The organism is Endomicrobiales bacterium, assembly GCA_023228045.1.
In the GTDB taxonomy this organism is placed as follows: domain Bacteria; phylum Elusimicrobiota; class Endomicrobiia; order Endomicrobiales; family JALOBY01; genus JALOBY01.
In genome coordinates this window covers 22105-41731 of the sequence record JALOBY010000003.1, presented here as the reverse complement: position 1 = coordinate 41731, position 19627 = coordinate 22105, and the positions used below count along the sequence as shown (strand labels likewise).

The following is a 19627-nucleotide window of genomic DNA, read 5'->3' as shown; positions in this document are numbered from 1 at the left end:
TATTTACAGAGGTGAAAAGGCAATGAATAAACGCGTAGTCATAACCGGCATAGGTGTGTTTTCGCCTATTGGCATAGGTTTTGAAACTTATTCTAACTCTCTTAAAATTGGGAAATCCGGTGCGGGGTTGCTAACTCGTTTTGACACAACCAATTACCCTACAAAAATTGCGGCGCAAGTAAATGATTTTGTTCCGGAAAATTTTCTTGACAGAAAGAAAGCCAGAAGAATGGCGCGTTTTACCCAGCTTGGAGTTGCAGCCGCAATAGCCGCTGTAAATGATTCAAAACTTGATCTTTCAAAAGAAGACCTATCTCGTATTGGCGTAGTTACTGGCACTGGTATTGGCGGTTTGGATGTAATTGAAGAAGAAAATAAGACGCTTTTAGAAAAAGGCCCTCGCCGTGTAAGCCCATTTCTAATTCCAATGATAATAACAAATATGCTCTCAGGTGAAGTTGCAATTCATTTTGGTTTTACAGGTCCAAACTATGCTATTTCAAGCGCTTGTGCTTCCTCAAATCATGCGATTGGGGACGCATTGCGTTTACTGCGTTATGGTGATGCCGATGTAATGGTATCCGGTGGTTCTGAGGCCGCTTTAACACCTCTTGGCCTTGCCGGTTTTTGCAACATTAAAGCTCTCTCTGAGCGTAATGATGAACCTCAAAAGGCATCTCGGCCTTTTGATAAAAACAGAGATGGTTTTTTAATGGGTGAGGGTGCCGGTATAGTTGTACTTGAAACACTTGAACATGCAAAAAAGCGTGGAGCACACATATATGGTGAGCTTGCCGGATATGGTGCTTCAGACGATGCTTATCACATGACGGCTCCAAACCCCACCGGTGATGCGGCGGTTCAAGCAATTAAAACTGCAATTAACGATGCTGGTGTAAGCATTAACGATATTGACTATATTAATGCCCACGGCACATCTACTGAATATAACGACAAAACAGAAACACTTGCAATTAAAAAAGTTTTTGGCGAAAGAGCAAGAAGTATTCCAATATCGTCAACTAAGTCAATGACAGGTCATTTACTTGGTGCGGCAGGCGCAGTAGAATTAATAGCGATACTCGCATGCATGAAAGGTGGTTTTATTCATCCTACAATAAACTACGAAACACCAGACCCCGAGTGCGACCTTGACTATGTGCCAAATATTGCCAGAGACATAAAAATAAATTGTGCACTTTCCAACTCTCTTGGGTTTGGCGGGCATAACGCGGCAATTGTAATTAAAAGATATGTTGAATAATTTCTCTAAGCTTGAAAAAACCATAAGTTATAAGTTTAAAAGTAAAAAGCTCCTTGAAAAATCACTTACACATAAGTCCTATGCCTCAGAGAATAACTCTGATGAGTTTAATGAACGGCTTGAATTCCTTGGCGATAGTATTCTTGGTGCTTGTGTGGCAGAATTTCTTTACAATAAATTCCCGAACGAAGCAGAAGGTCGCCTCTCTCAACTAAAGTCGTATATTGTTTCAGGGCAAGGTCTTACCCGCTGGGCAAAAGCCATTAACTTAGAAATTTATTTATTGCTTGGCACTGCTGAAGATGCAAATGGCGGTAGAAAAAGAGATAGCATACTCTCAGATGCCTTTGAGGCACTTGTTGCCGCAATTTACATTGATTCTGGTTTTACTCAAGCGAAAAAGTTTATTCATGGTTTTTTAAATAAGCAAAAACGCCTTGTCGTGCGTGACTCAAAAAGCAAACTCCAAGAGCACACACAATCACACCACCAAACACTACCGCGATACGCTGTTTTAAATGAATCAGGCAGTGATCACGAAAAAATTTTTGAGGTTGGCGTTTATATTAAAGAAACTTTAGTGGCAAAGGGTTCTGGTCGTTCAAAAAAAGAAGCAGAACAATCCGCCGCGCGTTTTGCTTTGCGTGCAATAAATAAAATCAAAAACAGTGTTGCGAAAAAATAATGGAGGATGTAAATGGATTATTTTTTATCTGATGAACAAAAGATGATTGTTGATTTGGCGAGAAAAATTGCAATAGAGAAAATAAAACCTGTTAGAGAACACTACGATGAAACCGAAGAGTTTCCATGGCCAATTATGAAAGAACTTGCGCAAGCAGATCTTTGCGGCGTTTACATTCCTGCAGAGTACGGCGGTTTTGGCGGCGGGGTACTTGACCTTGTTCTTGTAGTTGAGGAACTTTGCAAAATTGACGGTGGTATAGCTCTTGGCCTTGCCGCAACAGCTCTTGGCACATTTCCAATACTTCTCAACGGTAACGAAGCACAAAAGAAAAAATATCTTCCAGATATTGCCTCAGGTAAAAAACTTGCGGCATTTGGTTTAACTGAGCCGGAAGCTGGCTCCGATGCAACTGCAATGAGAACAACAGCAAAGTTAGAAGGCGATTTCTATGTTCTTAACGGTACAAAGTGTTTTATTACTAATGCTGGCGATGCCGAAACATATACTGTGTTTGCAAAAACAAATCCAGCAAGAGGTGCCCGTGGCATATCTTGTTTTATAATTGAAAAAGGCACTCCAGGTTTTGAGTTTGGTAAAAAAGAAAAAAAGATGGGTATTCGCGCATCTTCAACCAGAGAATTGATTTTCAATAATTGTATGGTTCCAAAGGAAAATTTACTAGGCAAAGAAGGGCACGGCCTTATAATTGCTCAGTCAACGCTTGACTCGTCACGCCCGGGTGTTGCGGCACAGGCACTTGGAATTGCGGCTGGCGCGCTTGACGAAGCGGTTGCATACTCAAGAACAAGAGTACAGTTTGGTCAGCCAATCTGCTCGTTTCAAGCGATTTCACATATGATGGCTGATATGGCAACAAAAGTTGAAGCTGCAAGAGCGCTAATATATGCAACAGCAAGAATGATGGATTCAGATAGAACGAAAAGAACAACAAAAGAATCGGCAATGTCAAAGCTGTATGCTTCTGAAGTTGCAATGGAAGTTACAACGCAAGCAGTACAGATTTTCGGCGGTTATGGATATAGCCGCGAATATCCTGTAGAAAAAATGATGCGCGATGCGAAAATTACACAAATTTACGAAGGCACAAGCCAAATTCAACGCAATGAAATAGCACTGTCGTTAATAAAAGAAAGCGCTGCAAAGAAATAAGTACTAAGTTTTTGTACAGTCAAAAGGAGCATTTACAAAATGCATTTTATTGTTTGCATTAAGCAAGTTCCAAACACAACTAATGTTCAATTAGACCCAACAACCAATACATTAAAAAGAGAGGGTGTTGAGTCGATAATTAATCCTTTTGATGAGTACGCTATAGAAGAAGCTGTGCGCCTTAAAGAACGCACAGGCGGCAAAACAACTGTAATTACCATGGGGCCACCTCAAGCGGAAAATATATTAAGGGAAGCTCTTGCGCGCGGAATTGATAATGCAATTCTTGTATCCGACAGGGCATTTGCTGGCGCGGACACTTGGGCAACTGCTTACACACTTGCCACGGCCATAAAAAAAATTGGAGATTATTCTCTTATTTTAACAGGCAAGCAGGCAACCGATGGCGACACAGCTCAAGTTGGACCTGGTGTAGCTGAAATGTTAGATATACCTCATGTTGCCTATGTTAGAAAAATTGAAGAAATAACAACAAACACAATTCGTGTTGAACGAATGATGGAGGATGGATACGACATTATTGAAATGCCACTTCCTTCTTTAATATCAGTTGTAAAAGAAATAAACAAGCCACGCTTACCCTCATTAAAAGGTATGATGGCATCAAAAAAAGCCATAATTACAAAGTGGACAGCTCAGGATATTGGAGCGGATACATCTAAAATAGGGCTCACTGGTTCACCAACTCAAGTTATGAAGGTTTTTACACCAGTCGCAAGAGGTGGCGGGGAAAAACTTGAGGGTTCGCCAGAAGAAATTGCCCAAAAATTGATTGGTAAATTAAAAGGATTGATTTAAATGCCAAACCAAATTAATATTATACCTGAAAAATGTATAGGCTGTGGTCTGTGTTTTAAAGATTGCCTATTTGGCGCGATATCTATGGCAGAACGCCTAGAACACCCTAACAAATTCAAACTTGCGATTATTGATTTAAATAAGTGCACATTCTGCGGAGCATGTGTACAGGCATGTAAAAAATTTAATGCGGTTCACCTTATAAAAGAAGCGTCAATACATCTTGATAAAGACATTTCGCACTACAAAGGTGTATGGGTCTACGCGGAACAACGCCATGGGGAAGTATCTTCGGTGGTTTTTGAGCTTCTTTCAAAAGGCAGGGAGTTAGCCGACAAATTACAGGTGCCCTTAAGTGCAATTTTAATAGGTTATAAAATTGAAAACAAAGCACCGGAACTTATTGCTTATGGTGCCGATAAAGTTTTTGTTTTTGACGACCCAATTCTCTTTGAATTTCAAGACGACCCATACAGTGATGTTCTTGCTCATTTTATAGAGCAAAAAAAACCAGAAATAGTGTTGATGGGTGCAACAAATATAGGCAGGTCTTTTGCTTCGCGTGTTGCGGCAGATATTTATACAGGTTTAACCGCCGACTGTACCGCTTTAGACATTGACCCGCAAACACGCAACTTGCAGCAAACGCGGCCAGCATTTGGTGGCAACATTATGGCAACAATTCTTTGTCCAAGGTTTCGCCCGCAAATGGCAACTGTTCGTCACAAAGTTTTTAAACCTCTAACACCGGATTCAAACAGACGCGGCGAAATAATTAAAGAAACAATTGATGCTTCAAAAATAATCAACAGAACAAAGTTCGTAAATTACATAAAAGATCTCTCCGCAAAAATAAACATATCCGATGCGGATGTTATATGTTCCGGTGGAAGAGGCCTTGGGAAACCCGAAGGCTTTAAACTTATTGAGGAGCTTGCGGAATGTCTTGGCGGAGCAGTTGGCGCATCAAGAGCGGCGGTAGATGCTGAATGGATACCTTACTCTCATCAAGTTGGACAGACTGGAAGAACAGTGGGCCCTAAAATTTATATCGCATGCGGAATTTCGGGTCAAATTCAACATCTTGTTGGTATGTCCTCATCCGACACAATAATTGCCATCAACAAAGATGCAAGTGCCCCTATAATGAAGGTTGCCAATTACGCAATTGAAGGTGACCTTTACGAGATTATACCGCAGATAATAAAAGAAGTTAAAAAACTGCGCGGGCTAAACTAAGTTTAATTGTCTAAATTTTATCACACCTGTTTGTTTAACTATCGTAAAAAACTAAATTTTCATCTAAAATCATAGTTAACAGAATTAGCCGTCATACCGGCGCAAGCCGGTATCCAGGAAACAGAATCAATGAAGAGCTGGATTGCGGTTTTCACCGCAATGACATCAAAGACATTTTCAAATCTAAAAATGACTAATCTACGAAATATGCTGCCCAAATTGGACGTATGTAATCCAAAATAACAGATAGAATGAAGTGTTTACAGTTTTAAATTTTACTTATCCTCAAATGACACCACGCTAAAAGTATATAGTTCCGTGCTTTCGTCTTTCCATGCGTCGCTTTCAAGCCCTGCTTTTTGGGAGCAAAGCTCACTTAAAAAATCTTCCTTATTTGGTAACTCTTTCCATACCTGAGGTAAAAATAGGCCACTTCTATTTTCTTTTTTTACCATAACACCATCTATATTTCGCCTTATCTTTTCTGCACTTTTTACTCTGGCAAGTGGTGAAAGCACAGAAATTTCAATTTTAATGTCATTTAACTCTTCTAAACCAACTTCATTGAAACGAGTGTCCTCAATTGCAGCAGCTACAGCCATTTGCGCAACAGCTTTATATAACGGTTTATATGCCGCCGTTGTGCCAATGCATCCTCGCAAGTTGTTGTTTTTCATAAGCGTAACAAAAACCGCTGCATTGGTATTTAACTGCACATCATTTGTTTTCATGTTTTTCTTTAAACCACCTTTTAAAAATGATTCTATGCTCTCTCTTGCAACTTTAAGCAAAAAATCTTTGCTTTCCTGTGATATCATAAATTCTTCCATAAATTTACCTCTTTTAACTTAACGATTCTTGCCTTTCGGTTAATTAAATTTATATTAAATTGCAGCAAATTGTCAAAAATTATAAAATGAAACTATCAAAATGAACACAACTATAAACAATTTACCTAAAAGTGCCATTCCATACTACTTATTAAAGAACTACTCAAAAAAACAAAACATTTTGATTGTAGTCGATGAAGAGGAAATAACAGAATATGCATCGGATGCTTCTGCCATATCCGAAGTTTTCTTTAATTCAAGCATAAATGTTTTAACATTCCCATCAAAATCACACTTACAACGAGTTCTTGCATTGTCCAAATTATTAACTATTAAGTATAACTACATTGTAACATCACCGCAAGCACTTACGCAAAAAACATTTGATATTAACACTCTTAAAAAAACTACTTTAAATTTATCAAACGCTCAGCACTTTCAATACAACAACCTTGCAAATTTGGCAACCACCCTTGGTTATGAGCGAACTTCATTCGTTGAACAAGAAGGACAATTTTCTAAAAGAGGCGAAGTTTTTGATATTTGGCCAGCTGGCTTAGGCGCACCTGTACGAATTGTTTTTTATTACGACTCAATAGAGTCGTTAAGAAACTTTGACCCTGTCACACAACTTTCCGAAGGTTTTTTAAATAACTTAGCAATTCTCCCTGCAGTTGAAGAGTCGCAAACAACACTGCAGAGGCTTTTAACTGATTCCCTTATAATGCTATTTACTAAATCCGATTTTTACAACAGCAGTTTCAGTGGTTTTGAAAATATTATTTTAAACCAGTCCACACAAAAGACAATAGATGCGAATTTTTTTAAGTTTGCTCGTTGGGCAGGTAATATTGATGGCTTTTCAAAAGAGCTTTCCGACTTCTTGGCAAAAGGTTTTAATACTCACATTTTTTGTTCAAACAACGGAGAACTTGAACGCATTGAAGAAATTGTGTTTACTCATAAGCTTCCAAAAAATAAAATTAAATTCCACCTTTCTGCTTTAGAAGAGAGCTTTTATTCAAACTCACAAAAAATAGCCGTAATAACATCTAAAGAAGTACTTTACAGGCGCAACCCAACAAACTTTCCAAAGTTTAAAAGCGGAAGGCGCCTTGAGGGGTTATGGGAAATTGTGCAGGGTGACTTTGTTGTTCACGAAAAATACGGCATAGGTAGATATCTTGGTTTAAAAAAAATTGAGCGTGCTGAGCAGATTAAGGAGTATCTTGCCATAGAATATCGTCACAAAGATAAACTATATGTACCCTTAGAAGATTTTAACTCGGTACAAAAATATATTGGTTTAGAAGGTTTTAGGCCAAAGCTACACTCGCTTGATACAGTTGCATGGGAACGCGCAAAGCTTAAGGCAAAAGAATCGGCGAAAGAGATTGCCGATGAGCTTTTAAAGCTTTACGCTCAAAGACGCTCGGAAATGCGCCAACCTTACCCGGCGCAAACAATTTGGGAAAGCGAGCTTGCCGACTCTTTTGCTTATGAAGAAACACCTGACCAGAATAAAGCAATTTCTGAAGTTTTTGAAGATTTAGAAAAACCCTATCCAATGGAACGTCTCATTTGCGGTGATGTTGGTTTTGGCAAAACAGAAGTGGCAATACGAGCGGCCTTTAAAGTCGCCACAAATTCAAAACAGGTTGCCATACTTGTGCCAACAACAGTTCTTGCGGAACAACACTACAACACAATAACAAACCGTCTTGCCTCTTTTCCTCTAAGAGTTGCAATCTTAAGCCGCTTTCAAAGCAAAAAAGATCAAAAAATAACCCTTCAGGCGATATCTAATGGAAGTGTGGATATTGTTGTTGGAACTCATCGCCTACTGCAAAAGGATATAGTTTTTAAAGATCTCGGATTGCTTATAATTGACGAAGAACATCGTTTTGGCGTAAAGCAAAAAGAAAAAATAAAGCAAATGAAAAAAAATGCCGACATATTGCTGTTATCCGCGACACCAATTCCAAGAACAATCTCAATGTCACTATCAAACTTAAAAAATTTATCTGTAATTGAAACTCCTCCTTTTGGGCGTTTGCCAATAGAAACCCATATAGGCCACTTTGATACAGAAATTGTAAAAAAAATAATCGAGGCTGAACTTTCAAGAGGGGGGCAGGTTTATTACCTGCATAACCAAATTCACTCAATGATTTCCAAGGCCAATCAGATTAAATCAATAGTTCCTTACGCAAAAACCGCTGTTATCCACGGGCAGCTTAATCCAACACAAATAGAAAAAACAATGTGGGACTTTCTGCATAGGAAAACAGATATTCTAATAGCCACAACAATCATTGAATCTGGTTTAGATATACCGAGTGTAAATACAATGATAATTGAAGATGCTGAAAACTTTGGTTTAGCTCAACTATACCAGTTGCGTGGGAGAATTGGACGGGAAAAACAAAAGGCCTATTGCTATTTATTCCATTCACCTGGCAAATTAAGTGAAGATGCGCAAAAGCGTTTAACTGCCCTTAAGGAGTTTACTGAGCTCGGTTCTGGCTTTCGCCTTGCTTTACGCGACCTTGAAATTAGGGGAGCTGGAAGTATTCTTGGAGCCCAACAACATGGTTTTGCAAAAGAAGTTGGTTTTGAACTATTTTCTCGCCTCTTAGAAGAGGCTAGCGGTAAAATAAAACCAAGCTTTCAAAAAATAGATGAAAGAACAGAAATAGACCTCAAAATAGCCGCATATATACCACCGCAATATATTGAACAAGAAGATATTCGTATAATTTTTTACAGAAAGCTTGCTTCAGCTACTAAAATTGATGATTTTACTGCTATTGCTATTGAGCTTAAAGATCGCTTTGGAAATTTACCAATTGAGCTTGAAAACCTTTTTGAAATAACAAAACTAAGATTATTAGCGCAAACATCTGGGATCAGTGCGATAGCGGAAGATGAAAACTATCTAAATATTTATTTTAAACCTGAAGTGCAATTTCCGGCAGAAAAGCTTAAAACATTAATTAAACATTATTATCATATACTTGAATTTGCACGAAACAAGGCGCAACTTTTAAGGTTTAAAAAAACCAACAGCGCTGAGCCACAGAAAATGTTAATTAGTCAGCTTAGTGTTTTCTTGTCAAATATAAACAAATATGCTACCATGCCTAGGGTTAAATTTGACCGGTGAGAACTATGCTTCGGTCAAATTCCAGATCCTGTTACAAAATGCGGGATTAAACGGAGAAACAATGAAAAAAGCAATTATTTTCTCAACTCTTATTTTTGGTGTAGTATTTTCTGGTTGTTTTAAGAAAGAAGTGATTGTGGCGGAAGTTGGTTCGGAAAAGATTTCCATGGAAATGGTTAAAGAACGCCTAAACGAAACATCACCATTTTACAGGAATTTTTTCACATCAGATGCTGGCAAAAAACAGTTTTTAGACCTTCTAATTCGCGAAAAAATTATTGTAGAGGCATCAAAAAAAGCTGGTGTGGAGGCAACTAAGGAATTTAAAACTTCCATGGATGAATTCAACAAAGAAAGTGCAAAAAAAGCAAAAGAGTTTAGGGATAATATGCGCATTGAACTTTTTGTAAAAGAACTACAAAAAGGTGTATTGCAAGTAACTGAAAAAGATATAAATGACTATTACATTACAAACAAGGCAGAATTTGAAAAGCCACTTGAAGTAATGGCAAAACACATACTTCTGCCATCAAAAGAGTTAGCAGAAAAAGCAATGCGGCGCATTAAATCAGGTGAAAGCTTTGCTAAGGTTGCCTCTGAAATGTCTATAGATCCTGTTTCTGCAAATAAAGGCGGACAAATTGGACCTTTTAAACGCGGAGACCTCTTGCCGGAATTTGAAAAAGCATTATTTCCTCTTAAAGTGGGGCAAATTGCAGAAATAGTTCAAACGCAATTCGGGTTTCATATAATAATGAAATCATCGCAAAAAGTTGCATCTTCCATTCCTTATCAACAAGCAAAAGAACTTATTAAGCGTTCCTTAGAGAAAAACAAGTTTGATCTTTGGTTAGATGCAACAAAGAAAAAGCTTGGCATAAAAATTGACTATGACTCTCTTGCGAAAGTTGCAGTAGACAACGCGTCATTTTCAGAAAATAAAGCTAACACTCAAAGCGCAGAGTAAAATATTAAGAAGTGAAAAATACTAAGTCCCGCTAAAGGTGGGATGTCCGCCTCACTCGTATGAGTGGGCGAGACCTCGCCCAAGGGGCGGGCGATATAGGAGATTATAATGAAAAATGTTGTGTTTTTATTTGTTTTATTTCTTGCATCTGTTAGCATTTGTAGCGCAAAAGTTGTCGATAAAGCAATAGCCGTAGTAAATGGCGAAGCTATTATGCAAAGTGAGTTTGAGAAAAACGCACAACCAATGATAGAACAGTACGCAAAAAGTGCGCCACCTGCCGAGCAATCACCAGCAAAAATTGAAGAGTTTAAAAGTAAATTATTGGATCAAATGATCGACGAAAAACTTCTAAAACAACAAGCTACAAAGGCAAAAATAAAAGTAACCAAAAGAGATATAGCAAACGGTTTAGATACAGTAAAGAAACGCTTTGCAACTGAAGCAGAGTATCAGTCAGAGCTAAAAAACAATGGTCTAACAAATACTCAGTTTGAAAAACGCATTGAAGAACAACTAATGGTTATGAAGTTAATTGAAAATGAAGTAAAAGCAAATATACCAAAACCAAGCGATCTGGAAGCAAAAGCTCTATATGATAAAGTTCAATTAAATCTTGCAGAAGCAAACAAAGCGCCATCTGGCGATGCAAATTATGATGCGTTAGTAAATGTTTTCGCTCGCCTCTCGTCTGAGCAGGTAAGAGCTCGCCATATTTTAATAAAGGTTGACAAAAACGCATCCACATCAATGAAAACTGACGCTTTAAATAAAGCAAAAAAAATAAGAAAAGAAGCATTGCTTAAAGATGCTGATTTTTCTGTATTAGCCGAAAAATACTCCGATGACACGGGCTCAAAGCAGCGTGGCGGAGACCTTGGTTATTTTGCTAAGGGCGATATGGTTCCTGAGTTTGAAAAAGCAGCATTTTCTCAAAATGTCGGTACTGTCTCAGAACCAATACTTACAAGCTTTGGCTATCACATAATCAAAGTTGATGAAAAAAAAGCAAGCAAAAAAATGTCATTTGAAGAAACGAAAAATGATCTTTTAGATTATATTTATCGTTCAAATGCTGAAAAAAAATACGAAACTTGGCTTGAAAACCTACGCTCAAAAGCAAGCATCAAGAAAAATTAAATAAATTAATTTTACCTAAAAACGACTTTCAACCTGGACTTTGCAATAGGTTTGAGAACCGAAGCGAAAGAGATGGAGGCAGTTTTGACGCAAAAGTTGCAGGTAATGGTAATTCCATTAGCAAGGCTTTTGCGGAAAAAAGTGCCCCATATCTTTTGACGAATTCCAAATCCTATTGCAAAATCCGGGTTTAGCGGCGGCGTTTGATATTATCAGATGTCGCCGCTTTATTTATTATTATGTCACAAACACAAACTATTCAATTAAAACTATTTGGTACTGTGCAGGGCATTGGTTTTAGGCCTACTCTTTACCGTATTGCAAAAACTCAAAAACTTTTAGGGCAAATTAGCAACACATCATCCTCTGTTTTATGCATATTAACAGGCAAAAAGGCACGCATTGACGCTTTTTTAAAGCTTTTACCAACTCGCCTACCAACCTTAGCCAAACTTGAAAAAGTGGCACTTAAATATATTAGATACCGCAAGTTTGATCTCTTAACAATTTTAAAAAGTACATCTGATAATAAATCAAGTGTAGACATTCCGCCAGATATAGCAGTTTGTAAAAACTGTATAACGGAAATGTCAACGCCAAGTGACCGTCGCTACAATTATCCTTTTATAAGCTGTGTCGATTGTGGACCAAGGTTCAGCATAATAAAAGCGGTACCATATGATAGAAAAAACACAACAATGTCTAAGTTTCAATTATGTAAAGAATGCTCTGCAGAGTACACAAACCAGTCAAACCGTAGGTTCCACGCACAGCCAAATGCCTGCGAGCTATGCGGGCCATCTCTTCTGCTAACAACAAATAAGGCAAAAGTTATTGCAAAACAAACAAATGCCATTAAGCGCTCAATAGATGAATTATTAAATGGCAAAATATTAGCTATAAAAAGTATTGGTGGTTATCACCTTGCTTGTAATGCATTCAACAAAAAAACTGTGGCTTTATTAAGGAAACACAAAAATCGCGAGCAAAAACCTCTTGCTCTAATGGTAAAAAACATTGAAATTGCAAAAAAATACTGTTTAATAACGCCCCTTGAAAAAAACTTACTTAACTCACATCAAGCACCAATTGTATTATGCAAAAAAAGGAAATCCACAAAACTTACCACAAAACACCTTGCCAATAACAATCACTCACTTGGGATTATGTTGCCAAATGCGCCATTGCACCATTTGCTATTTACTGATAACAAATTAAATGCTTTGGTTATGACATCTGGCAACAAAAGCGATGAACCAATTTGCATTGACGATAGCGCTTATAAAGAAATCAACAATATCGCAGATTTCTTTTTAACAAACAATAGGCCAATACATAACCGATTAGATGATTCAATAGTATTTCATAACCCACTGTCAAATAAAAAAGCTTTTGTAAGAAAAAGTCGGGGTTACACGCCAGAACCTATTAAAATATTTAATAAGCAATCATACGGCAGTATTTTAGCGCTTGGCGCGGAGTTAAAAAATTCCATTTGCATAACAAGAGGTAATAAAGCATACGTCTCACAATACCTTGGTGACATGAATAACTTAGAGGCAATAAATTTCCAAAAAGAAGCTATCAATAAGTTTTCAAAATTTCTTACTGTTTCACCGTCTATTGTAGCTTGTGACCTTCACCCAAACTACATAACAACACACTTGGCAGATGAAATTACAATGAGAAACCCCAAAGTTACAAAAGTATCAATACAGCATCACCATGCACACATTGCTTCTGTTATGGCAGAAAACAGACTAAAAAAACCATTAATTGGCTTTGCATTTGACGGTACTGGATATGGGCAAGACGGTGCAATTTGGGGTGGGGAATGCTTTTATTTTGACGGTAAAAAGTTTTTACGCAAGGCACATTTTGATTATTTTGACCTTCCAAGTGGTGATGACGCATCAAAAAATATATGGAAAGTTGGTCTTTCACTTTTGCATAAAGCTGGTGTCAAAGATATTCCAAAACACTTAAAGGCTTTCCCATACAAAACCATCCTTGAAATGATTGAAAAAGGACAATGTCAAAAATCATCTAGCGTTGGCAGAATATTTGATGCTGTAGCGGCAATAACTGGTCTTCAATTAACATCCTCCTATGAGGCGCACTCAGCAATGGCACTTGAGGCCATTGCGTTAGACATAAAGCCACAAAAAGGTTATAATTTTATATTCAAGAAAAATGACGATAAAATTTTAATTAACATTGATCAATCAATAAGAGAAATTATCAAAGATTTTTTTAATAAAACTCCAACAAGCATAATTAGTGCAAAGTTCCATTTAATGATTGCGCAAATTGTTGTTGATGTGTTTAAAAAGCTTAGTATTGAACTTGAAACAAAAACCGTTATTTTTAGTGGCGGAGTGTTTCAGAACAAAGTTCTTTTAGAATTACTTAAAACTAAACTTGAACCTTTGGGTGCAAATTACTACACAAATGAATTTGTGCCAACAAATGATGGCGGCATATCGTTAGGCCAAGCTTGGCTTGCAGGGAATTTTAAATAACAAAAACAGATAAGAATTGTCTGTCATCCCGTCAGCCCGAGGCTGACCCGCCTTGGGCGGGGAGATAATATATGTGTTTGGCTATACCAGCAAAAATTTTAAATATAACAGGGCTCAGTGCGGATGCAAATTTTGGCGGCGCAAAGCGCAAAATTCGCTTAGATCTATTGCCCTCTGCTAAAGTTAACGATTATGTTTTAATACATGCCGGTTTTGCAATCTCAAAAATATCACAAGAAGAAGCCCAAACAACTGAAAGTATATTAAAAGAAATGATAGATAATGAAACCAACTAACCTCAAAACAAAAAATCTAATTCTTCGTTCATTAAACATATCCGATGCCAAGGATATGTTTGCTTATGCATCAAATCCAATCGTTAGCAAGTACACCCTATGGAACCCGCATACTTCTATTGAACAGAGTATCGATTTTATTAATTTAATGTTAAATAACTCGCATGATAATGAATGCATCTGGGCTATAGAGTACGACAAAAAACTTATCGGCACAGCTGGATTTTTTGATATAAACACGCATAATAAAAGCGCCGAAACTAATTATGCTTTGTCTAATGATTTTAGAGGAAAGGGGCTAATGGTTGAAACATTAAATGAACTTTTCAGTTTTGCTTTTAATAAACTCACTCTTGTCAGAATTACGGCAAAATGCATGCAGGAAAATAGCGCATCTGAAAGAGTGATGGTGAAACTTGGTATGCAATATGAGGGAACTCTACGGAGCGCTCTTTACTCAAAAGGCATTTTCCATAACATGAAGCTTTACTCAATATTAAAAAAGCGGCTATAAAATGAAAAAAATAAGCAGTATCTGTGTTTTCTGTGGTTCAAACACTGGCAATAATAAAAAACATATCGTAGCGGCTAAGCGATTGGGCACTTTAATTGCTCAAAAAGGGCTTACTCTCGTTTATGGTGGTGGAAAGGTTGGTTTAATGGGTATCATTGCCGATGCTGTAATAAATAAAGGCGGCAAAGTAATTGGTGTAATACCTAAACACCTGGCAAATCGCGGAATTGTGCATACCGGCATTACAAAACTTCATATTGTTAATGGTATGCACCAAAGAAAAGCTTTAATGTCAAAGCTTTCTGATGCTTTTATCGCAATGCCTGGGGGAATAGGAACTTTAGAAGAATTTATTGAGGTAGTAGCATGGTCATCTTTGGGATTGCATAAAAAAACTTTTGGGTTGTTAAATACTGCTGGTTACTTTAACTCTCTAATTAATTTTTTCAAACACATCACAAATGAAGGTTTTTACAACAAGGAGCATAGTGCTTTGATATTTACTAAAAGCACCCCAGCTACTCTATTAGATGAGATAATTAAGCATGCAAAATAAAGTTACAATTATGGAAGTTTGCGGCACTCACACTATGGCAATTGCCCGCTTTGGAATTCGTTCTTTGCTGCCTGCTAATGTAAAGCTTATTTCAGGGCCAGGGTGCCCTGTTTGTGTAACCCCGATTAGTGCAATTGACAAAGCTATTGCGCTTGCAAAAAAAGAGAATGTAATTATAACCACCTTTGGCGACATGCTTAAAGTGCCCGGCTCATACTCATCCCTAAATAAAGAACGCACTAACGGCGCAACAATTAAAATTGTTTATTCCCCGATAGATGCGCTTGATATAGCAAAAGAAAATCCGCATAAAGAAGTGGTTTTTATTGGGGTTGGTTTTGAAACAACATCACCATTAATTGCCGCAACAATAATACAAGCGAAACTCTTAAAAATTAGCAACTTTTCTGTATTGTGTCTATTTAAGGTTATACCACCTGCGCTTAAATTTATCGCTGAAAACAAAATATGCAAAATTAACGCCTTTTTACTACCCGGCCATGTTTCAACAATTATTGGTTCAAATATATATAAATTCCTTGCAAGTAAATACAATCTACCTGGTGTTGTTGCTGGTTTTTCATATAAAGAAATCACAAAAGCAATAAAACTATTAACATCAATGGTAAGAAACAATAAACCAAGGATTGTAACGCAATGCAGTGATATTGTAAGCGTACAAGGCAATAAAAAAGCACAAATCATTTTGTCAAAAGTTTTCAAAATTGTTGATTCAGATTGGCGGGCAATTGGTATAATTGCTAAAAGCGGTTATGCTATAAAAGATGCCTATGCCGCCTATGATGCGGAAAGAAAATTTAGCATTAAAATAAAAAGCAAAAGTGAACCTAAAAATTGCCTTTGTGGGGCTGTAATGCTTGGCCAAAAAACACCGCCTCAATGCCCACTTTTTGCAAAAATATGCACACCAGCTTCTGCAATTGGACCATGCATGGTCTCATCAGAAGGTGCTTGTGCCGCAGAGTACAAGTATGGCAAAAACACCAAACGCAAATAAACAAGCTAACAAAATTACACTTGCTCACGGCTCTGGTGGGCGGCTAACGCATGAACTAGTAAAAAATGTTTTTGCTAAGTACTTTAAAAATAAAATTCTAAGCCGTCTTGACGATGCGGCTGTATTGGGCACTTACAACAAAAATATAGTTTTTACAACTGATGCATTTGTCGTTAATCCATTGTTCTTTCCTGGCGGCGACATTGGTCGTTTGTGCATTTGCGGTACAGTAAATGACCTCTCTGTAATGGGGGCAACACCCGTTGCCATAACTGTTGCCGCAATAATAGAAGAGGGGCTTGGCTTTGATGTACTTGAGCGTGTAGCAAAGTCAATAGCTTTAACTGCAAAAGAGGCAAATGTGCTAATAGTTGGTGGGGATACTAAAGTTGTAGAAAGGGGTAAGGGCGATAAACTATTTATTACAACCTCAGGCGTAGGTGTTTTAAATGTCAATGCAAAGTTTAGCGGTTCAAATGCAAAACCTGGCGAGTGTGTGTTGCTAAATGGTAATATTGGAGATCATGAAGTTGCTGTAATTGGTGCCAGAAATGAGTATGGTTTTCTAACAAATGTAAAAAGTGACGTCGCCCCTCTAAATGGCCTTATAGCAAAAACACTGCCTTTTGCAGGTGAAATAAGTGTTATGCGCGATCCAACCCGGGGCGGGCTTGCAACAACACTAAACGAAATTGCCAATATGTCTAATGTAGGCATAATTATAGAGGAAAAACATATACCCATTTCAAAACAAACCAAAAGTGTCTGTCAAATGCTTGGTTTGGACCCTCTCTATTTAGCAAACGAAGGCAAGGTAATTGTAATTGCACAGGAAAGTGCAACGAGCAAAATTGAAAAGGCAATGGCTTCACACAAATATGGACGCAACACAAAAATAATCGGGACCGTTGTTAATTCACCAAAAGGTGTGTGGCTTAAAACACTTAACGGTGGGTTGCGCCCTATTGTAATGCTTGAGGGTGAACAACTCCCAAGGATTTGCTGAAAAAAATGAAAATATTAATAACCGGTTCAAATGGTTTTGTAGGAAGCAACCTTGCAGATTATCTGCTTGAGCAAGGCCATAGTGTGGTTTGCCTTGTGCGCAAGAGCAGCAATTGCAAATGGTTGGCCGGCAAAAAACTAGAATGCCGCTATGGCGATTTAAACCAACCCGAAACACTAATAAATTCGCTTGATGGTATTGACGCGTTAATTCATGCGGGCGGTTTAGTCAGGGCATTAAAAAAAGAAACCTACTATAAGGTTAATAAAGTCGGCACAGGAAATCTGGTAAATGCCCTCCTTTCACCAAAAAACAAAACCTGTAAAAAAATTATTTATATATCATCACAGGCAGCTATGGGCCCGTCTACAAATGGCAATTTCAAGGAACTATCCGAGCAAGAAAACCCTGTTTCGGACTATGGAAAAAGCAAACTTGCAGGTGAAAAGGAACTTATTGCGCTAAATAATAAAATACCTTACACAATACTTAGGCCTGCTTCAGTTTATGGGCCAAGGGATAAAGACCTATTTATTTTTTTCAACCTTGTAAACAAAGGGCTAAAACCATTTACTCTTACTAAAAAAACCATTCAACTTACATTCGTGCAAGACATCTGTAAAGTTTCAGAGATTTGTCTTTCAAGCGATAAAACAAACTACAAAACATTTTGCCTCGCAGAACCTGCAAAATACACATGGGGACAAACGGCAAAAACCATCGCAAAAGCAATAAATAAAAAAACAATACCTCTGCCATTGCCAAGCATAATATTTTGGATTGCGGGAGTAGTTTCTGAAATAATTTCACTTATAACAAAAAAACCTGCCGTATTAAACTTTCAAAAAATAATTGAAATGCAACAAAAAAATTGGTTGTTTAACACCAAGTACACTGAAGAAGAGCTGTCTTTTACCTTTACAAAATTGGAAATTGGTGCTAAAATTACTTATTCTTGGTACCAAAATAATAAATGGCTATAAACTTATGGGGGCTTGAAAATGCAAAACTCCGATTTATTCGCAAAATGTTTTAAATTCACAACAGTACATGAAATTATTGCCGCGGGTGTTTACCCTTATTTTAAAAAAACAGAATCCGGGCAAGGGCCCGAAATAATTGTAGAAGGCGAGAAAAAAATAGTTATTTGTTCAAATAATTACCTCGGACTTGCCAGTCACCCGAAGGTAAAAGAGGCAAGTGTTGAAGCTGTGCGCAAATATGGAACATCGTGTACCGGCTCAAGGTTTTTAAATGGAACAATAGATCTTCACGAAAAAGTAGAAAAGAAATTTGCGAAATTTGTCGGTAAGGAAGCTGCCGTACTTTTTACAACCGGGCACCATGCAAACCTTGGGGCAATAACCTCATTAGTAGGTAAAAATGAAATAGTCATCACAGATAAACTTGATCATGCGTCAATTATAGACGGTTGCCACCTTGCTTTGGGTGAAATGGTGCGTTTCCGCCACAATGATATGGCCGACTTAGAAAGGCAATTGCAAAAGTATGAACACACCCCAAAGCTAATAGTAGTTGACGGTGTATTTAGTATGGAAGGCGATATTGCAAATTTGCCAGAAATAGTTAAGCTTGCCCGCAGATATGAGGCAAGAATAATGGTTGATGAAGCACATTCACTTGGCGTTCTTGGCGAAACAGGCAGGGGAACCGGTGAACATTTTGGTTTACAACATGAAGTAGATATTGTTATGGCAACCGCTTCAAAGTCATTGGCATCTATTGGCGGTTTTATTGCAAGCCGCGAGGAAGTTGTACACTACATAAAGCACCTCTCGCGTTCTTTAATATTTACCGCAAGTTTGCCTCCAGCTTGCGTTGCCGCAATAGATGCTTCTTTAGATATAATTGAAAAAGACAAAGAACTAATCGCAAAACTTTGGCATAACACAAAGAAAATGAAAGAGGGTTTTGAGGCAATTGGATTTAATACAAGAACATCCCAGTCGCCGATTATACCACTAACAGTTGGGGAAGATATGAAAGCATTTAAAATGTGGCGTATGCTTTACGACGAAGGGGTTTTTGCATCTCCTGTTGTAAGCCCGGCTGTACCAGAAGGCCAAGCCATCATAAGAACAAGCTATATGGCATCTCACACCGACGAACAACTTGATTTTGTGCTTGATAAATTTGAAAAAGTTGGCAAACAATTAGGCATAATTCCAGGCGGCACAAGAAAAATAAAACCAACAGTACAAGAAAAAAAATGGAAGTTTTCTTTCACCAGTATGAAAATGAACTCATCACTTAAAAGCTGGTTTAAAAATCTTTGGAACTCAAATAAATAACACTTTCACATACACCACTTTTTTATAATATGACCATTGTTCAAAATAAAAAACATTTCAAACTGGATGTATTGTTTATCAAGTTTGCGAAGTACTCTTTTTTACAAAAATCAAAAAACT

17 protein-coding genes are annotated in these 19627 nt (G+C 37.6%); 16 read left to right on the top strand and 1 reads right to left on the bottom strand.

Annotation, left to right across the window (positions count from 1 at the left end):
* The first annotated feature begins 22 nt into the window (after nt 1-22).
* Genes fabF through M0Q46_01240 form a run of 5 tightly spaced genes read left to right on the top strand, consistent with a single transcriptional unit; the run spans nt 23 to nt 5180 of the window.
* Nucleotides 23-1264 (top strand): beta-ketoacyl-ACP synthase II, encoded by a 1242-nt coding sequence (gene fabF, locus M0Q46_01260; GenBank protein MCK9582241.1) that lies wholly within the window; start codon nt 23-25, stop codon nt 1262-1264.
* Entirely contained in the window at nt 1254-1949 is a 696-nt protein-coding gene (gene rnc, locus M0Q46_01255) for a ribonuclease III (protein MCK9582240.1), read from the top strand. Before fabF ends, rnc begins: the two co-directional genes overlap by 11 nt.
* Before the next feature lie 12 nt (nt 1950-1961).
* On the top strand, nt 1962-3122 hold the full coding sequence (locus M0Q46_01250; GenBank protein MCK9582239.1) for an acyl-CoA dehydrogenase family protein: 1161 nt from the start codon (nt 1962-1964) through the stop codon (nt 3120-3122).
* Nucleotides 3123-3161: 39 nt separating this feature from the next.
* Nucleotides 3162-3941, top strand: a complete 780-nt coding sequence (locus M0Q46_01245; GenBank protein ID MCK9582238.1) for an electron transfer flavoprotein subunit beta/FixA family protein — start codon at nt 3162-3164, stop codon at nt 3939-3941.
* Nucleotides 3942-5180, top strand: coding sequence for an electron transfer flavoprotein subunit alpha (locus M0Q46_01240; GenBank protein ID MCK9582237.1), 1239 nt, complete (start codon nt 3942-3944; stop codon nt 5178-5180).
* A gap of 275 nt (nt 5181-5455) precedes the next feature.
* On the opposite strand, the gene amrA is transcribed toward M0Q46_01240, so the two are convergent.
* The gene (gene amrA / locus M0Q46_01235) at nt 5456-6010 is read right to left on the bottom strand and encodes an AmmeMemoRadiSam system protein A (protein MCK9582236.1); all 555 of its coding nucleotides are present in this window, start codon (nt 6008-6010) and stop codon (nt 5456-5458) included.
* 100 nt (nt 6011-6110) lie between these two features.
* On the opposite strand from amrA, the gene mfd reads away from it, so the two are divergent.
* From mfd to M0Q46_01180, 11 genes are all read left to right on the top strand, one after another.
* Nucleotides 6111-9176, top strand: coding sequence for a transcription-repair coupling factor (mfd, locus tag M0Q46_01230; GenBank protein MCK9582235.1), 3066 nt, complete (start codon nt 6111-6113; stop codon nt 9174-9176).
* 61 nt (nt 9177-9237) lie between these two features.
* Complete coding sequence (locus tag M0Q46_01225) at nt 9238-10143, top strand: peptidylprolyl isomerase (protein MCK9582234.1); 906 nt, start codon at nt 9238-9240, stop codon at nt 10141-10143.
* A gap of 108 nt (nt 10144-10251) precedes the next feature.
* On the top strand, nt 10252-11283 hold the full coding sequence (locus tag M0Q46_01220; protein ID MCK9582233.1) for a peptidylprolyl isomerase: 1032 nt from the start codon (nt 10252-10254) through the stop codon (nt 11281-11283).
* A gap of 239 nt (nt 11284-11522) precedes the next feature.
* Nucleotides 11523-13805 (top strand): carbamoyltransferase HypF, encoded by a 2283-nt coding sequence (gene hypF / locus M0Q46_01215; protein ID MCK9582232.1) that lies wholly within the window; start codon nt 11523-11525, stop codon nt 13803-13805.
* A gap of 71 nt (nt 13806-13876) precedes the next feature.
* Complete coding sequence (locus tag M0Q46_01210) at nt 13877-14101, top strand: HypC/HybG/HupF family hydrogenase formation chaperone (GenBank protein MCK9582231.1); 225 nt, start codon at nt 13877-13879, stop codon at nt 14099-14101.
* The gene (locus M0Q46_01205) at nt 14088-14615 is read left to right on the top strand and encodes a GNAT family N-acetyltransferase (GenBank protein ID MCK9582230.1); all 528 of its coding nucleotides are present in this window, start codon (nt 14088-14090) and stop codon (nt 14613-14615) included. Before M0Q46_01210 ends, M0Q46_01205 begins: the two co-directional genes overlap by 14 nt.
* 1 nt (nt 14616) lies before the next feature.
* Complete coding sequence (locus tag M0Q46_01200; protein ID MCK9582229.1) at nt 14617-15171, top strand: TIGR00730 family Rossman fold protein; 555 nt, start codon at nt 14617-14619, stop codon at nt 15169-15171.
* Nucleotides 15161-16189 carry a hydrogenase formation protein HypD gene (hypD, locus tag M0Q46_01195; GenBank protein ID MCK9582228.1) on the top strand — a complete coding sequence of 343 codons (1029 nt, stop codon included), beginning with the start codon at nt 15161-15163 and terminating at the stop codon, nt 16187-16189. The genes M0Q46_01200 and hypD overlap by 11 nt, the downstream gene beginning before the upstream one ends.
* On the top strand, nt 16164-17195 hold the full coding sequence (gene hypE, locus M0Q46_01190) for a hydrogenase expression/formation protein HypE (protein ID MCK9582227.1): 1032 nt from the start codon (nt 16164-16166) through the stop codon (nt 17193-17195). The genes hypD and hypE overlap by 26 nt, the downstream gene beginning before the upstream one ends.
* 5 nt (nt 17196-17200) lie before the next feature.
* Nucleotides 17201-18178, top strand: coding sequence for an NAD(P)-dependent oxidoreductase (locus M0Q46_01185; protein MCK9582226.1), 978 nt, complete (start codon nt 17201-17203; stop codon nt 18176-18178).
* 18 nt (nt 18179-18196) lie between these two features.
* On the top strand, nt 18197-19507 hold the full coding sequence (locus tag M0Q46_01180) for an aminotransferase class I/II-fold pyridoxal phosphate-dependent enzyme (GenBank protein ID MCK9582225.1): 1311 nt from the start codon (nt 18197-18199) through the stop codon (nt 19505-19507).
* The last annotated feature ends 120 nt before the right edge of the window (nt 19508-19627 follow it).

What these genes read in the sequence shown, in the direction of transcription:
- M0Q46_01210 (MCK9582231.1), top strand. Translation starts at nt 13,877, where the DNA reads ATGTGTTTGGCTATACCAGCAAAAATTTTAAATATAACAGGGCTCAGT.
- M0Q46_01245 (MCK9582238.1), top strand. Translation starts at nt 3,162, where the DNA reads ATGCATTTTATTGTTTGCATTAAGCAAGTTCCAAACACAACTAATGTT.
- M0Q46_01225 (MCK9582234.1), top strand. Translation starts at nt 9,238, where the DNA reads ATGAAAAAAGCAATTATTTTCTCAACTCTTATTTTTGGTGTAGTATTT.
- M0Q46_01180 (MCK9582225.1), top strand. Translation starts at nt 18,197, where the DNA reads ATGCAAAACTCCGATTTATTCGCAAAATGTTTTAAATTCACAACAGTA.
- mfd (MCK9582235.1), top strand. Translation starts at nt 6,111, where the DNA reads ATGAACACAACTATAAACAATTTACCTAAAAGTGCCATTCCATACTAC.
- M0Q46_01205 (MCK9582230.1), top strand. Translation starts at nt 14,088, where the DNA reads ATGAAACCAACTAACCTCAAAACAAAAAATCTAATTCTTCGTTCATTA.
- M0Q46_01185 (MCK9582226.1), top strand. Translation starts at nt 17,201, where the DNA reads ATGAAAATATTAATAACCGGTTCAAATGGTTTTGTAGGAAGCAACCTT.
- fabF (MCK9582241.1), top strand. Translation starts at nt 23, where the DNA reads ATGAATAAACGCGTAGTCATAACCGGCATAGGTGTGTTTTCGCCTATT.
- M0Q46_01250 (MCK9582239.1), top strand. Translation starts at nt 1,962, where the DNA reads ATGGATTATTTTTTATCTGATGAACAAAAGATGATTGTTGATTTGGCG.
- rnc (MCK9582240.1), top strand. Translation starts at nt 1,254, where the DNA reads ATGTTGAATAATTTCTCTAAGCTTGAAAAAACCATAAGTTATAAGTTT.
- M0Q46_01200 (MCK9582229.1), top strand. Translation starts at nt 14,617, where the DNA reads ATGAAAAAAATAAGCAGTATCTGTGTTTTCTGTGGTTCAAACACTGGC.
- hypD (MCK9582228.1), top strand. Translation starts at nt 15,161, where the DNA reads ATGCAAAATAAAGTTACAATTATGGAAGTTTGCGGCACTCACACTATG.
- M0Q46_01240 (MCK9582237.1), top strand. Translation starts at nt 3,942, where the DNA reads ATGCCAAACCAAATTAATATTATACCTGAAAAATGTATAGGCTGTGGT.
- hypF (MCK9582232.1), top strand. Translation starts at nt 11,523, where the DNA reads ATGTCACAAACACAAACTATTCAATTAAAACTATTTGGTACTGTGCAG.
- amrA (MCK9582236.1), bottom strand. Translation starts at nt 6,010, where the DNA reads ATGGAAGAATTTATGATATCACAGGAAAGCAAAGATTTTTTGCTTAAA.
- M0Q46_01220 (MCK9582233.1), top strand. Translation starts at nt 10,252, where the DNA reads ATGAAAAATGTTGTGTTTTTATTTGTTTTATTTCTTGCATCTGTTAGC.
- hypE (MCK9582227.1), top strand. Translation starts at nt 16,164, where the DNA reads ATGGCAAAAACACCAAACGCAAATAAACAAGCTAACAAAATTACACTT.